The following is a 15,529-nucleotide window of genomic DNA, read 5'->3' as shown; positions in this document are numbered from 1 at the left end:
GGGGGTTTCCCCCTGTGAGAGTAGAACGTCGCCTGGTAAACGAAAAGCATCAGCTATTAAGTTGATGCTTTTTTTGTGTTCAAATTTGGGAATGTCAGTTCTTATCATGACTTTAAATATGGAGAGAAAATATGTAAGTCTAAAAGATAAGCTTAAGAATCAAAACATGGTCGGATAAAAAATTAAAAAGTTAATTTACTTTTATTAAAAATTAATAAAGTAAATAATAATATTAATGCTGGGCAAACACCCTTAATTATATATCTACATAACTTAGATTGAATGGAGGGAAAAAGATGAGAGGAAAAATACTCAATTACTATGCAGGAGGTAATACTGCAAAAGGGTTTTATAATCTCTATGACTCAGCTTTAGAGGATTTAGATAAACTATTCATTCTAAAAGGCGGTCCAGGTACTGGGAAATCAACATTAATGAAAACAATTGGAGAAATGATTGTAAATAAGGGAATTGATATTGAATATTTACATTGTTCTTCAGACACTAATTCAGTTGATGGCTTAATTATCCCGAAATTTCAAATAGGTATAGTAGATGGAACAGCTCCACATGTAATTGAACCAAAAGCTCCAGGAGTTATTGAGGAATATGTGAATTTAGGTGTTGCTTGGGATTCTAAGAAATTATCCGTACACAAGGAAGCAATACTATCACTAAATGATGAAATTTCTAAGAAGTTTCAAACCGCTTATGATACATTTGCTGCTTCATTAAAGGCTCATGATGAAATTGAAACAGTTTATATTTCCAATATGGACTTTGTAGAGGCAAATAAACTGACTAACGAGTTGATTGCGCTTTTTTATGGTAGTCACAGCAATACTGAAAAAGTCTCAAAAGTAAAACATAGATTTTTAGGTGCAGCAACTCCAAGTGGCGCGGTTGATTATATTCAAAATTTAACAGAAGATATCGAAAAGAGATATTTTATTAAAGGTAGAGCTGGTTCCGGTAAATCAACAATGTTAAAGAAAATAGCAGCTGCAGGAGAAGAACGAGGATTTGATGTTGAGATTTATCATTGTGGATTTGATCCAAACAGCCTTGATATGGTAATTATTCCGGAACAAGGCATTGCGATTTTTGACAGTACAGCACCCCATGAATATTTTCCTGATCGTGAAAATGATGAGATTATTGATATGTACGAAAGATGCATCACACCGGGAACTGATGAGAAATACGCTGCTGAAATAGATAGAACAACAAAATCATATAAGGATAAAATGAAAGAAGCAATATCTTATCTAGCGGAAGCTAAAGTTCTTAGAGATGAATTAGAAGCGATCTATATTGGAGCTATGGACTTTGCAAAAGTTGATAAAATACAGAGTGAATTAATAGAAGAAATTGAAGGTATTATAAAAAATTAGCATTTTTAATTTCGTAAAGGTGTAACCAAATGGGTTCACCTTTTTAATTTTGGAGTAAGAGAATCATTAAAAAATCAATAGTACGTATTTATATATATTTCGTGTTATTATTTAGAATTTTTACGATTAAGAATACCAATAATAAATTTTTCATTTGAATATAAAAATGAAAAAGAAGTGCACACAAAATGGGTTCCAAAAGCAGCTCTATCAAACGGCACGTATTATATCTCTGCTGCTGTAGTAACGAAAGATGGATTTAAAGTAACATCAAATCCAACTAAAGTAACGGTTCATTGATAAAAGTCAAGAATTGAAAAAGCTATCTTACCTATTTATTATAGGGATAGATAGCTTTTTTGTTCTTCATTAATTATTCGCTATTATAAAATGCGAATAAGAATTAAAAAAATTACATTAGCTATGTGTAATTTAATCTAAATAGACAACATAGAATGTGAAAAACTAAGTAAAACACGAACATTAAAATATTTTTTTATAAAATCATTCATATTTTATTGAAATAAATATGATAAATTGATACTATAGAGATAGGAAATTTAGCAAACCTCATATAAGTTTGGGAATATGGCCCAAAAGTTTCTACCTAGTAACCTTAAATTACTGGACTATGAGGGGAAGTTAATCACACGTGTACGTATTTAAGTATACGCCTAAGTAGATTATCTTTCCTCACCATAGAGGGATAAATCTATTTAGGCGTTTTTTGTTTAAAATTTATGATAAACATAAAAAAATAGCGAATAAACTTGGGGGATAAGCAGATGAAACCGGTAGTTGGTGTCATTATGGGGAGTACAAGTGATTGGGAAACAATGAAACATACTTGTGATGTGTTAGAAGAGTTGAATATTAACTATGAGAAACGAGTTGTTTCGGCACATCGTACACCAGATTTAATGTTTGAGTATGCAGAATCAGCTAGAGAACGTGGTATTAAAGTAATTATTGCAGGTGCAGGCGGGGCTGCTCACTTACCAGGAATGGTAGCAGCAAAAACGACACTTCCAGTAATTGGTGTACCAGTACAATCAAAAGCTTTAAATGGATTAGATTCATTATTATCAATTGTACAAATGCCAGGTGGAGTACCTGTTGCAACTGTTGCAATTGGTAAAGCAGGTGCGACGAATGCAGGCTTACTTGCAGCTCAAGTATTAAGTATCCAAGATCAAGAAGTTTATTTAGCATTAGAAACTCGTCGTGAAAACACTACTAAACAAGTTCTAGAAAGCAGTGAATCACTATGAATAGCAAAGTAATTCTACCAGGACAAACAATAGGAATCATCGGAGGCGGCCAACTTGGAAGAATGATGGCGCTTTCAGCGAAAGAGATGGGCTATAAAATAGCTGTTTTAGATCCTACTCCAAACTCGCCTTGTGGGCAAGTATCTGATATAGAGATTACGGCTGAGTATTCTAATATAGAAGCAATTAAACAGCTTGCGAAAGTAAGTGATGTTATAACATATGAATTTGAAAATATTGATGTAAACGCACTTGAGTATTTAGATGAACATTCTTATTTACCTCAAGGCAGTGAGTTATTAAAGTTAACACGAAATAGATTAACTGAAAAAACAGCTATTCAAAATTTAGGCATAAAGGTTGCCCCGTTTCGACTAGTAGAAAATGAAGAGCAATTTTCTGAAGCTGTTACGAAAATAGGTTTACCAGCTGTTTTGAAAACGACAACAGGTGGTTATGATGGAAAAGGGCAAGTTGTTTTAAGATCTGAAGAAGACTTTGTTGTAGCATTAGAACTTGTTAAAAAACAGCAATGTATTCTTGAGGGCTGGGTTCCTTTTGAAAAAGAATTGTCAATAATTGTCGCAAGAAATAGTAATGGAGAAGTAAATACGTTTCCAATAGCAGAGAATGTTCATATAAATCAAATTCTGCATACTTCATCTGTACCAGCAAATACCTCAACATTAGTAATAGAAACAGCAGAGAACTATGCAAAAAAAGTAGCTAGCTCATTTCATCTTGTAGGTGTTTTAGCAATTGAGTTATTTGTAACAGAAGATGAGCAGGTTTATATTAATGAATTAGCTCCGCGTCCACATAATACAGGACACTATACGATGGAGGCAGTTGAAACATCACAGTTTAAGCAACATATTCGAGCGGTTTGTAATTTACCATTAGGAAATACGGAATTACTAAAACCTGTTGTGATGGTGAATATATTAGGTGAACATGTTGAAGAAGTATTGAATGTAATGCAAAATGATAGTACATTAAATGTCCATCTTTATGGTAAAGAAGAAAGCAAAAAAGGCCGTAAAATGGGACATATTAATATAATGGCAGCATCAACAGAACTAGCGATGCAAAAAGTAAAAGAGTTAGGGATTTGGGAACAAAACCCGGTGGAGGTAAAAATATGATTGAACGTTATTCACGCCCAGAAATGGCAGCAATTTGGACAGAAGAAAACAAATTTAAAGCTTGGTTAGAAGTTGAAATCTTAGCATGTGAAGCATGGGCTGAATTAGGAGATATTCCTAAAGAAGACGTAAAAGTGTTACGCGAAAAAGCTTCTTTCGATATAAACCGAATTTATGAAATTGAAAAAGAAACACGTCATGACGTAGTTGCATTTACTCGTGCAGTTTCTGAAACATTAGGCGACGAACGTAAATGGGTACATTATGGCTTAACTTCAACTGATGTAGTAGACACAGCACTTTCATACTTACTACACCAGGCAAATGATATCTTATTTAAAGATTTAGAGAATTTCATTGGAATTCTTGAAACGAAAGCTAAAGAACATAAGTACACAGTAATGATGGGACGTACTCACGGTGTACATGCAGAACCAACTACTTTTGGTTTAAAACTTGCTTTATGGACAGAAGAAATGAAACGTAACTTAGAGAGATTTAAGAATGCGGTTGAAACAGTTCGTGTAGGTAAAATCTCAGGCGCTGTTGGAACATACGCAAATATTCCTCCATTTGTTGAAGCGTATGTTTGTGAAAAGTTAGGAATTCAAGCAGCTCCAATTTCAACTCAAACATTACAACGTGATCGTCATGCTCACTACATGGCAACATTATCTTTAATTGCAACTTCAATTGAGAAGTTTGCAACTGAAGTACGTGGATTACAAAAAAGTGAAACAAGAGAAGTTGAAGAATTCTTTGCAAAAGGTCAAAAAGGCTCTTCTGCAATGCCACATAAACGTAATCCAATTGGATCTGAAAACATGACAGGTTTAGCTCGTGTAATTAGAGGTCATATGGTCACAGCTTATGAAAATGTATCACTTTGGCATGAAAGAGATATCTCACATTCATCTGCGGAAAGAATCATCTTACCGGATGCAACAATACTTTTAAATTACATGTTAAATCGATTTGGAAATATTGTTAAAAACCTTACTGTATTCCCTGAGAATATGAAACGTAATATGGACCGTACTTACGGATTAATTTATTCTCAACGTGTACTTCTTGCTTTAATTGAAAAAGGAATGTCACGTGAAGAAGCTTATGACACTGTTCAACCAAAAGCAATGGAAGCTTGGGAAACTCAAGTACAATTTAAAGAGCTTGTAGAAGCAGAGGATAAAATTACTTCTTTATTATCTCAAGAAGAAATTAATGATTGCTTCGACTACAGCTACCACTTAAGTCAAGTCGATACAATTTTTGAACGCTTAGGATTAAATTAATAAATATTGTTTGGCTAAGATTAGAGAAAAAAATTCTTAGCCAAACAATTCAAATAACAGATAAAGCATAAATTCTATTGGGTGTTTAAATGAGGATATGGGAGGCATTGTTAGCATGGCAGAGCAAGTAATGTTGTATGAGGGAAAAGCAAAAAGAATTTTCTCAACTGAGAATCCTGAAATTGTAAGAGTTGAGTACAAAGATTCAGCAACTGCATTTAACGGTGAAAAGAAAGCAGAAATTGCTGGTAAAGGTCGCTTGAATAATGCGATTACTAGTTTACTATTTTCAAAGTTAATGGAATCAGGTATTGCATCTCATTTCGTAGAAAAAACATCAGAACTTGAACAACTTGTAAAACGAGTAACAATTGTACCAATTGAAGTAGTTGTTAGAAATATCGTTGCTGGAAGCTTATCGAAACGCATGGGATTAGATGAAGGTGTTAAGTTAGAAAAACCAATCATCGAGTTTTATTACAAACGTGATGATTTAGGTGATCCGATTATTAATGAAGATCATATCGCTGCACTTAAACTAGCAACAACTGAAGATCTTGAAACAATTAAAGAGATTGCTCTCCGTGTTAATGATGTACTAGTAGAACAGTTTAATGCATGTAATGTTCGATTAGTCGATTTTAAATTAGAGTTTGGCAAATTAAATGATGGAACAATTTTGTTAGCTGATGAGATTTCACCAGATACTTGCCGATTATGGGATAAAGATACAAACGCGAAATTTGATAAAGATGTATTCCGTAGAGATTTAGGTAACTTAACAGATGGATACGAAGAAATTTTAAAACGCTTAGGGGGATTATCATGTTCAAAGTAAGAGTATTCGTTACATTAAGAGAAAGTGTTTTAGATCCACAAGGAAATGCAGTTAAAAACGCACTTCATAGCATGAATTTTAGCGAAGTTCAAGATGTTCGTATCGGTAAATATATGGAATTATTGATTGATAAAAATGTTGCAGATTTAGATACTGCTGTAAAAGAAATGTGTGAAAAGTTATTAGCAAACATCGTAATTGAAGATTATCGTTATGAGGTAGAGGAGGTAGTCGCACAGTGAAGTTTGCAGTAATTGTGTTCCCGGGCTCAAATTGTGATGTTGATATGTATCATGCAATCAAAGATGAGTTAGGCGAAGAAGTAGAATACGTATGGCATGATTCAACGAATTTAGATGAATTTGATGGTATCTTATTACCAGGTGGCTTCTCATATGGAGATTACTTACGCTCTGGCGCAATTGCAGGCTTTGCAAACGTGATGGATGCCGTGAAGAAAGCAGCTGCTGAAGGTAAACCAGTATTTGGCGTGTGTAATGGATTCCAAATCCTAACTGAAGCAGGTCTACTACCAGGTACTCTTAGACGTAATGAGAAATTAAAATTTATGTGTAAGCCTGTTGAGCTAGTTGTTGAAAACAATGAATCAATGTTTACAACTGGTTATGAAAAAGGTCAAGTAATTACAGTACCAATCGCACATGGTGAAGGAAATTACTATTGCGATCAAGAAACATACGAATCACTTAAAAGTAATAATCAGATAATTTTCCGTTATCAAAATAATCCAAATGGTAGTTTAGATGATATCGCAGGTATTGTTAATGAAAAAGGAAATGTATTAGGAATGATGCCACACCCTGAGCGTGCAGTTGATGTATTATTAGGCTCAGCAGACGGACTTCAACTATTTCGTTCGATTGTAAGAAACTGGAGGGAAAACCATGTCGTTACTTCTTGAGCCAAATCCAATTCAAATTGAAAATGATAGAATTTATGCCACTATGGGATTAACTGATGAAGAGTTTCAATTAGTCAAATCAATTATTGGTCGCAATCCGAACTATACAGAGCTTGGATTATTCTCAGTAATGTGGTCTGAACATTGTAGTTATAAAAACTCTAAACCGTTATTACGTAAATTCCCAATAAGCGGTGAGCATGTTTTACAAGGACCAGGTGAAGGAGCAGGTATTGTTGATATTGGCGATGAGCAAGCTGTAGTATTTAAAATCGAAAGCCATAATCACCCTTCTGCAATTGAACCATACCAAGGTGCTGCAACTGGTGTAGGTGGAATTATTCGTGATGTATTTTCAATGGGAGCACGTCCTGTTGCACTTCTAAATTCATTACGATTTGGTGAATTAGAAACTCCAAGAGTTAAATATTTATTTGAAGAAGTTGTTGCAGGTATTGCTGGTTACGGAAACTGTATTGGTATTCCAACAGTTGGTGGGGAAGTAAACTTCGATCCATGTTACGAAGGCAATCCTTTAGTAAACGCAATGTGTGTTGGATTAATCAATCATAAAGATATTAAAAAAGGTCAAGCGCATGGTGCTGGAAATACAGTAATGTACGTTGGTGCTTCAACTGGTCGTGATGGAATTCACGGTGCAACATTTGCTTCCGAAGAGTTATCTGATGCATCTGATGAAAAACGCCCAGCGGTACAAGTAGGCGATCCATTTATGGAGAAGTTATTACTTGAAGCATGTTTAGAAGTTGTTCAAAATGATGCTCTTGTTGGTATTCAAGATATGGGTGCAGCTGGATTAACATCTTCATCTGCTGAGATGGCTTCAAAAGCAGGAATGGGAATTGAGATGAATCTTGATTTAGTTCCACAACGTGAAGCTGGTATGTCAGCTTACGAAATGATGCTATCAGAATCTCAAGAACGTATGTTACTAGTTGTAGAAAAAGGTAGAGAGCAAGAAATCGTAGACTTATTTGAAAAGTATGATCTACATGCAGTTTCTGTAGGACGTGTTACAGATGATAAGATGCTTCGCTTACTTCATAAAGGTGAGGTTGTAGCAGAATTACCTGTAGATGCTCTTGCTGAGGAAGCTCCAGTATATCATAAACCATCAACTGAACCTGCATATTATGGTGAGTTCCAAGCGATGGAAAACTATATTCCTGAAATTAGTGATTCAAAAGAAACGTTAAAACAATTACTTTCTCAACCTACAATCGCAAGTAAAGAGTGGGTTTACGGTCAGTATGATTATATGGTTCGTACAAATACAGTAGTTGCTCCAGGTTCTGATGCTGCAGTAATCAGAATTCGTGATACAAAAAAAGCTCTAGCAATGACAACTGACTGTAATGCACGCTACTTATATTTAGACCCTGAAGTTGGTGGGAAAATTGCAGTAGCAGAAGCAGCACGTAATGTAATTTGTTCAGGAGCTCGTCCTCTTGCAATTACAGATTGCTTAAACTTCGGAAATCCTGAAAAACCTGAGATTTTCTGGCAGTTAGAAAAAGCAACAGATGGTATGAGTGAAGCTTGTAATGTATTAAGTACTCCAGTAATTGGTGGTAACGTATCATTATATAACGAAACAAATGGTGAAGCAGTTTACCCAACTCCTGTAGTTGGTATGGTAGGTCTAATTGAAGATGTCGAGCATATCACGACTCAAAACTTTAAAACAGCTGGCGATTTAATTTATGTAATCGGCGGAGCAGAAGCTGAATTCGGTGGAAGTGAGCTTCAAAAATTATTAAATGGCAAAATCTTTGGTAAAGCACCAAGTATTGATTTAGCTGTTGAATCTAGTCGCCAAGAGCAAGTTCTTGCTGCTATTCAAGCGGGTGTAGTTGCTTCAGCTCACGATATTTCTGAGGGTGGTTTAGCTGTAGCGATTGCAGAAAGCACATTTGGTCCGTCAGAAGTTGGTGCAACTATTACGATTGAAGGAAATGAGGTTGTTTCATTATTTAGCGAAACTCAATCACGTTTCTTACTTTCAGTAAAACCTGAACATAAAGAACAATTCGAAGCATTAGTAGATGCAAAGTTAATCGGTACAGTTACAGAAGAAAAATCAGTAACAGTTCGTAATGAAAATAATGAAACAGTTCTTCATGCTTCAGTTGAGGAACTGAAACAAGCTTGGAAAGAGGCGATCCCATGCTTGCTGAAATAAAAGGACTAAACGAAGAGTGTGGAATATTTGGAATTTGGGGGCATACTGATGCTGCCCAAATCTCCTACTATGGTCTTCATAGCTTACAACACAGAGGCCAAGAAGGAGCTGGAATTGTTGTAACGAATGGGGATGAGCTTGAAGGTGCAAAAGGACTCGGCTTAATAACAGAAGTTTTCAGTAAAGGTCAATTAAATGATTTGCACGGAAAAGCTGCTATTGGTCATGTTCGTTATGCAACTGCAGGCGGAGGCGGTTATGAAAATGTTCAGCCTCTATTATTCCAATCGCATACAGGAAGCATTGCTCTTGCCCATAACGGTAATTTAGTAAATGCTTCAAGATTACGTAAAGATTTAGAGATGCAAGGTAGTATTTTTCAAACTACTTCTGATACTGAAGTACTTGCTCATTTAATTAAACGTAATGGCTCTGCTCCAATCAAAGATAGCATTAAAGCATCTTTAAATATGATCAAAGGAGCTTTCGCTTACTTAGTTCTAACAAAAGATGCAATGTATGTAGCGCTAGATCCTAATGGTTTTAGACCATTGGCATTAGCTAAACTAGGTGACGCTTATGTTGTAGCTTCAGAGACATGTGCATTCGATGTAGTCGGAGCGAAATATATTCGAGATATTAATCCGGGAGAATTACTTATTATTTCAGATAATGGAGTCGAAACTGATCAATTTACTTCATCAGTTAATCACACTATTTGTAGTATGGAATATATTTATTTCTCTCGTCCTGATAGCAATATTGATAATATCAATGTTCATGCTGCACGTAAAAATATGGGGCGTGTATTAGCTAAAGAAGCTCCTGTTGAAGCAGACGTAGTAATCGGTGTTCCTGATTCAAGTATTTCAGCAGCAGTTGGTTATGCAGAAGAGTCTGGCATTCCATATGAACTTGGATTGATTAAAAATCGTTATGTAGCTCGAACATTTATTCAACCTTCTCAAGAACTTAGAGAGCAAGGGGTTAAAATGAAACTTTCTCCAGTTCGTTCGATCGTTGAGGGGAAACGAGTAGTAATGGTAGATGATTCAATCGTTCGTGGAACTACAAGCCGCCGAATCGTACAAATGTTACGTGATGCAGGTGCAAGTGAAGTTCATGTCCGTATTGGCGCACCACCATTGAAAAATCCTTGCTATTACGGTATTGACACTTCAACAAGAGAAGAGTTAATTGCTGCAACTAATACAATAGAAGAAATTTGCGAAGAAATTGGCGCAGATTCATTAGAATTTATTAGTCTAGAAGGATTACTAAATGCTATTGGTAGAAATCACGAAGGACCAAATAGAGGTCAATGTACTGCTTGCTTTACAGGGAAGTATCCAACAGTGATCTATGATGAAAATGAATTAGTACATTCTCATAATTAATATTAAAAAACAGAGGCGGTGAGCAAAGTCGCCGCCTCTTTTCAATTGAATCTATTCATAAGGAACTGAAAGGGGAAATCATCACATGGCGAATGCATATAAACAAGCTGGAGTAGATATCGAAGCTGGCTATGAAGCAGTGAACAGAATGAAGAAACACGTTCAAAAAACAATGCGTCAAGAAGTTCTTGGTGGATTAGGAGGATTTGGAGGAATGTTTGATCTTTCCAAATTCAACCTTAAAGAACCAGTTCTTGTATCAGGGACAGATGGAGTAGGAACAAAATTAAAATTAGCTTTCCAAATGGACCGTCACGATACGATTGGCATTGATGCAGTCGCGATGTGTGTGAATGATATTGTGGTTCAAGGAGCGGAGCCTTTATTTTTCCTAGATTACTTAGCAGTTGGAAAGGCTGTACCTGAACGAATTGAGCAAATTGTAAAAGGTGTATCTGATGGTTGCGTACAAGCAGGCTGCGCTTTAGTCGGAGGAGAAACTGCTGAAATGCCTGGTATGTATCCAGAAGATGAATATGACGTTGCTGGTTTTGCGGTAGGAATTGCTGACAAGTCGAAGCTTGTAACAGGTCAAAACATTAAAGCAGGAGATATCTTATTAGGAATCTCATCAAACGGGATCCATAGTAATGGATATTCTCTAGTTCGTAAGGTTTTATTAGAAAAAGGTGGCTTAACGCTTGATCAACACATTGATAAATTAGGTCATACTTTAGGCGAAGAACTACTACGCCCAACTAAAATTTATGTAAAACCAATTTTAAATGTCCTGAAAAAATTTGAAGTAAAAGGTATGGCACATATTACTGGTGGTGGGTTTATTGAAAATATCCCTAGAATGCTTCCAGAAGGAATCGGAGCAGAAATTGATTACGGTTCATGGCCAATTCAACCAATCTTTGATTTATTAGAAGAGACTGGTGAATTGAAGCGCGAAGAAATGTTTAATATTTTTAATATGGGTATTGGTATGGTTCTTGCGGTTAATGAAGAGAACTTACATGACACTATTAAACTATTAGAAGAAGACGGAGAAAAAGTATTTATTATCGGAAGAACAAAAGCAGGTGAAGGTGTTACCTTTGGCGGAGGTTCTCTGTAATGAAGAAGATTGCCGTATTTGCATCAGGAAATGGCAGTAACTTTCAAGCCATTCTTGACGCAACTCTAAGCGGAGAAGTGAATGCTGAAGTGAAATTACTTGTTTGTGATCGTCCAAATGCATTTTGTATCGAACGAGCAAAGCAAGCAAATATTCCATCATTTATATTTTCAGCGAAAAACTATGAATCAAAAGAGCAGTATGAAGGTGAAATTATTGCCCATCTTAAAGAGTTAAATGTCGAATTTATTGTATTAGCTGGCTATATGAGATTAATTGGTCCGACAATTTTAGACTCATTTCCTGGGAAAATTGTAAATATTCATCCTTCATTTCTACCATTATTTCCTGGAAAAGACGCAATTGGTCAAGCTCTCCTAGCTGGTGTCGAATCGACTGGAGTAACGGTTCATTATGTCGATGAAGGAATGGATACTGGTCCAATTATTGCGCAAGAAGAAATTCTAATTGAAAAGGGAGATTCTAAGGAATCACTTGAGCAGAAGGTTCATAGTGTCGAGCATGTTTTATATGTGCAAACACTAAAAAAATTGTTTAGTTAACTAGATTAGATATAGAGCATGAAATCGATTAGATAGGGGAATGTATCATGAAAAAACGAGCTTTAGTTAGCGTTTCAGATAAACAAGGTATTATTGAATTTGTAAGTGGATTAATTAAACATGATTTTGAAGTTATTTCAACAGGTGGAACTTTTAATTTATTAAAAGATGCTGGATTAAATGTAATTGGTATTTCAGAAGTAACTAACTTTCCAGAAATTATGGATGGTCGTGTAAAAACATTACATCCTTCAATTCACGGAGGTTTACTAGGCGTTCGTTCAAATGAAGAACATATGCGTCAAATGAACGAGTTAGGTATTCAGCCAATTGATTTAGTTTGTGTAAATTTATATCCGTTTAAAGAAACAATTATGAAGCCTGATGTTACATTTGAAGATGCAATTGAAAATATCGATATCGGTGGCCCTACAATGCTTCGTTCAGCAGCTAAAAATCATGAGTTTGTATCTGTAGTAGTTGATCCAACAGATTATGAAGTAATTTTAGCTGAGTTAGCTGAAAATAATTCGGTTTCTATTGAAACGAACCGTCGATTAGCTGCTAAAGTTTTCCGTCATACTGCAGCTTATGATTCATTAATTTCTAATTATTTAACAGAGCAAGTAGGAGAAGAAAATCCTGAAAGCTATACTGTTACTTACGAATTAAAACAATCTTTACGATATGGTGAAAATCCTCACCAAAAAGCGACATTCTATCGTGCTCCAATGCCAACAGTTTCATCAATTGCTTATGCAGAACAATTACATGGTAAAGAGCTTTCTTATAACAATATTAACGATGCAAATGAAGCATTAAATATTGTACGCGAATTCTCTAATCCAGCTGTTGTCGCTGTAAAACACATGAATCCATGTGGAGTAGGCGAAGGCACTTCAATTGAAGAAGCTTATGATCGTGCTTATACTGCTGACCCAGTTTCAATTTTTGGAGGAATTATTGCGACAAACCGTGAAGTTGATGCTGCAACAGCAAAGAAAATGCATGAATTATTCTTAGAAATTATTATCGCTCCTTCATTCAGTGAAGAGGCTTTAGAAATCTTAACTAGTAAAAAGAACTTACGTTTATTAACATTGGACTTAGAAACTAAGCCTACGTTTGCACCTAAATTAACGACAGTTCATGGTGGCTTATTACGTCAAGATATGGATACATTTGGATTAGATGAAGCAACAATTACAGTCCCTACAAAACGTCAACCGACTGAAGAAGAGTGGGAGAATTTAAAATTAGGTTGGAAAGTTGTAAAGCATGTTAAATCAAATGCGATTGTTTTAGCAAAAGATCATATGACAATCGGTGTTGGTGCAGGTCAAATGAATCGCGTTGGAGCTGCAAAAATTGCGATTGAACAAGCTGGTGAAAAATCAAATGGCGCGGCATTAGCTTCAGATGCATTTTTCCCTATGAATGATACAGTAGAAGCAGCGGCTAAAGCTGGTATTACAGCAATTATTCAACCAGGCGGATCGATCAAAGATGAAGATTCAATTAAAAAAGCTGATGAATATGGAATTGCAATGGTCTTTACAGGGGTTCGTCACTTTAAACATTAAGAAATAAGGAGATGACAAGATGAAAGTATTAGTCATTGGTCGCGGAGGCCGTGAGCATACAATTGCTTGGAAGGTAAATCAATCGGAGAATGTAACAGACGTATTTGTTGCTCCAGGAAACGATGGAATGATTGATGTTGCAACACTTGTCAATATTGATGAAAGTGACCATGAAGCACTTATTGCATTTGCAAAAAATGAAGAAATTGATTTAACAATCGTTGGTCCTGAAGTTCCTTTAATGAACGGAATTGTAAATGATTTTCGAGCTGCTAATTTAAAGATTTTTGGTCCAACTAAAGAAGCGGCAATTATTGAAGGAAGTAAAAGCTTTACAAAGGATTTAATGAAAAAATATTCGATCCCGACTGCAGCTTATGAAACGTTTACTAATTTTGAAGAAGCAAAAGCATATGTTGAAAAAGTTGGTGCACCGATCGTTATTAAAGCTGATGGATTAGCAGCTGGTAAAGGTGTAGTTGTAGCGATGACAATTGAAGAAGCAATCATCAGCCTTCATGACATGCTACTTGATGAAAAGTACGGCGATGCAAGTGCATCTGTAGTAATTGAAGAATATTTAGAGGGTGAAGAGTTCTCGCTAATGTCGTTTGTTAATGGGAATAAGGTTTATCCTATGGTAATCGCACAAGACCATAAACGTGCTTATGATGGAGACAAAGGACCTAATACTGGTGGTATGGGTGCGTATTCGCCAGTACCACAAATCTCAGAGTCAGTTGTTGAACAATCTTTAAAAGAAATAGTAGTACCAGTCGCAGAAGCAATGATTTCTGAAGGAAGACATTTTACTGGAATACTATATGCAGGTTTAATGTTAACAAGCCAGGGACCTAAAGTAATCGAGTTTAATGCAAGATTTGGGGATCCGGAGACTGAAGTTGTATTACCTCGTTTAGAGAGCGAGTTAGCTGAAGTATTGTTAGGAATATTAAATGAAGAAGAGATCCATTTAGAATGGTCAGAGGATGCTGTTGTTGGAGTAGTACTTGCTGCAAATGGATATCCTGAAGTTCCTGAAAAAGGTGCTGTCATAACTGGATTAAATAATGTCAGTAATGAAACGATGGCTTTCCACGCAGGTACAAAACTTGAAAATAATGAATTTGTTACAAATGGTGGAAGGGTATTAATTATTGCACATAAAGGGAGCTCCATTAATGAAGCTTGCGAAAATGTATATAAGCAAATTGATACGATTCAATCAACAGGCTTATTCTATCGCCACGATATAGGTCATAAAGCAATTAAAGTAAATAATTAGAAAGAAAGGGTCGTCATTAATCATCAATGACGACCCTATTTCTTGTTTAAATAAGAACTAGTGTTCTATTTTTATCTATACAATCTACTCCATTTTTGATAAACTACTTTTATGAAGGTTGAATGCAATCTTCGAATGTATCTCCCTCGTCGTGTTTATCTGCCATAATCTTACATTTCTTACCTAGAGCAGTCATTGGGCAAAAACGTAATACTCCCTCTGCAACTTTCATGGCACCGATTATGATCAAAATGATTACAGAATTACTACATCTTCTGCGTGTAAGCTTTGCTGTGCCGTAAGCTAAAATTGTTAAGCCAGCAGTTATACGTATAAGTGCATTTATTATGCTAATATTTGGTCTCAACAGTAACTCCCCTTATAATAAGTATCAGTGATTAAATCACTCTTTACCATTTTTCCCTTTAATTGTTTCAATATCATAGGAAACAATTAGTATTAATTACTTAAAATGGCGACGTAGGGTTACTTTTCCTTTTTTATAAGATACAA

General features: G+C 35.6%; 15 protein-coding genes and 1 riboswitch. Of the genes, 14 read left to right on the top strand and 1 reads right to left on the bottom strand.

The window, feature by feature from the left end; all coding sequences use genetic code 11:
• Positions 1-296 precede the first annotated feature (296 nt).
• The 14 genes from AN960_RS18820 (at position 297) to purD (ending at position 15,016) form a co-directional block, all read left to right on the top strand.
• The gene (locus AN960_RS18820) at positions 297-1,394 is read left to right on the top strand and encodes a PRK06851 family protein (RefSeq protein ID WP_056474761.1); all 1,098 of its coding nucleotides are present in this window, start codon (positions 297-299) and stop codon (positions 1,392-1,394) included.
• 177 nt (positions 1,395-1,571) lie between these two features.
• A complete protein-coding gene (locus tag AN960_RS25165) occupies positions 1,572-1,694 on the top strand; it encodes a hypothetical protein (RefSeq protein WP_286131750.1) in 123 nt (40 codons plus the stop codon).
• 250 nt (positions 1,695-1,944) lie between these two features.
• A riboswitch (purine riboswitch) is annotated at positions 1,945-2,046 on the top strand.
• A gap of 133 nt (positions 2,047-2,179) precedes the next feature.
• Complete coding sequence (purE, locus tag AN960_RS18815) at positions 2,180-2,665, top strand: 5-(carboxyamino)imidazole ribonucleotide mutase (RefSeq protein WP_056474757.1); 486 nt, start codon at positions 2,180-2,182, stop codon at positions 2,663-2,665.
• On the top strand, positions 2,662-3,810 hold the full coding sequence (purK, locus tag AN960_RS18810) for a 5-(carboxyamino)imidazole ribonucleotide synthase (protein ID WP_056474754.1): 1,149 nt from the start codon (positions 2,662-2,664) through the stop codon (positions 3,808-3,810). Before purE ends, purK begins: the two co-directional genes overlap by 4 nt.
• A complete protein-coding gene (gene purB, locus AN960_RS18805) occupies positions 3,807-5,102 on the top strand; it encodes an adenylosuccinate lyase (RefSeq protein ID WP_056474751.1) in 1,296 nt (431 codons plus the stop codon). Before purK ends, purB begins: the two co-directional genes overlap by 4 nt.
• 115 nt (positions 5,103-5,217) lie before the next feature.
• Complete coding sequence (gene purC, locus AN960_RS18800; RefSeq protein WP_056474748.1) at positions 5,218-5,940, top strand: phosphoribosylaminoimidazolesuccinocarboxamide synthase; 723 nt, start codon at positions 5,218-5,220, stop codon at positions 5,938-5,940.
• Positions 5,928-6,182: a phosphoribosylformylglycinamidine synthase subunit PurS gene (gene purS / locus AN960_RS18795; RefSeq protein WP_056474745.1), complete on the top strand. Its 255-nt coding sequence runs from the start codon at positions 5,928-5,930 to the stop codon at positions 6,180-6,182. Before purC ends, purS begins: the two co-directional genes overlap by 13 nt.
• The gene (purQ, locus tag AN960_RS18790) at positions 6,179-6,862 is read left to right on the top strand and encodes a phosphoribosylformylglycinamidine synthase subunit PurQ (RefSeq protein ID WP_056474742.1); all 684 of its coding nucleotides are present in this window, start codon (positions 6,179-6,181) and stop codon (positions 6,860-6,862) included. Before purS ends, purQ begins: the two co-directional genes overlap by 4 nt.
• The gene (gene purL, locus AN960_RS18785) at positions 6,846-9,065 is read left to right on the top strand and encodes a phosphoribosylformylglycinamidine synthase subunit PurL (RefSeq protein WP_056474740.1); all 2,220 of its coding nucleotides are present in this window, start codon (positions 6,846-6,848) and stop codon (positions 9,063-9,065) included. The genes purQ and purL overlap by 17 nt, the downstream gene beginning before the upstream one ends.
• Positions 9,050-10,462 carry an amidophosphoribosyltransferase gene (gene purF / locus AN960_RS18780; protein WP_056474737.1) on the top strand — a complete coding sequence of 471 codons (1,413 nt, stop codon included), beginning with the start codon at positions 9,050-9,052 and terminating at the stop codon, positions 10,460-10,462. The genes purL and purF overlap by 16 nt, the downstream gene beginning before the upstream one ends.
• A gap of 85 nt (positions 10,463-10,547) precedes the next feature.
• Positions 10,548-11,585: a phosphoribosylformylglycinamidine cyclo-ligase gene (gene purM, locus AN960_RS18775; protein WP_056474735.1), complete on the top strand. Its 1,038-nt coding sequence runs from the start codon at positions 10,548-10,550 to the stop codon at positions 11,583-11,585.
• The gene (gene purN, locus AN960_RS18770; RefSeq protein WP_056474733.1) at positions 11,585-12,148 is read left to right on the top strand and encodes a phosphoribosylglycinamide formyltransferase; all 564 of its coding nucleotides are present in this window, start codon (positions 11,585-11,587) and stop codon (positions 12,146-12,148) included. Before purM ends, purN begins: the two co-directional genes overlap by 1 nt.
• Positions 12,149-12,195: 47 nt before the next feature.
• The gene (purH, locus tag AN960_RS18765; RefSeq protein ID WP_056474732.1) at positions 12,196-13,731 is read left to right on the top strand and encodes a bifunctional phosphoribosylaminoimidazolecarboxamide formyltransferase/IMP cyclohydrolase; all 1,536 of its coding nucleotides are present in this window, start codon (positions 12,196-12,198) and stop codon (positions 13,729-13,731) included.
• Between the two features lie 19 nt (positions 13,732-13,750).
• Positions 13,751-15,016: a phosphoribosylamine--glycine ligase gene (gene purD / locus AN960_RS18760; protein WP_056474729.1), complete on the top strand. Its 1,266-nt coding sequence runs from the start codon at positions 13,751-13,753 to the stop codon at positions 15,014-15,016.
• A gap of 109 nt (positions 15,017-15,125) precedes the next feature.
• On the opposite strand, the gene AN960_RS18755 is transcribed toward purD, so the two are convergent.
• The gene (locus tag AN960_RS18755) at positions 15,126-15,383 is read right to left on the bottom strand and encodes a YgaP family membrane protein (RefSeq protein ID WP_056474726.1); all 258 of its coding nucleotides are present in this window, start codon (positions 15,381-15,383) and stop codon (positions 15,126-15,128) included.
• Positions 15,384-15,529: the final 146 nt, after the last annotated feature.

The sequence above is a fragment of the Bacillus sp. FJAT-25509 genome (assembly GCF_001420605.1).
Lineage (GTDB): Bacteria > Bacillota > Bacilli > Bacillales > Bacillaceae_G > Gottfriedia.
The sequence above is the reverse complement of the archived record's forward strand: the minus strand, read 5'-3'. Positions and strand labels throughout refer to the sequence as shown.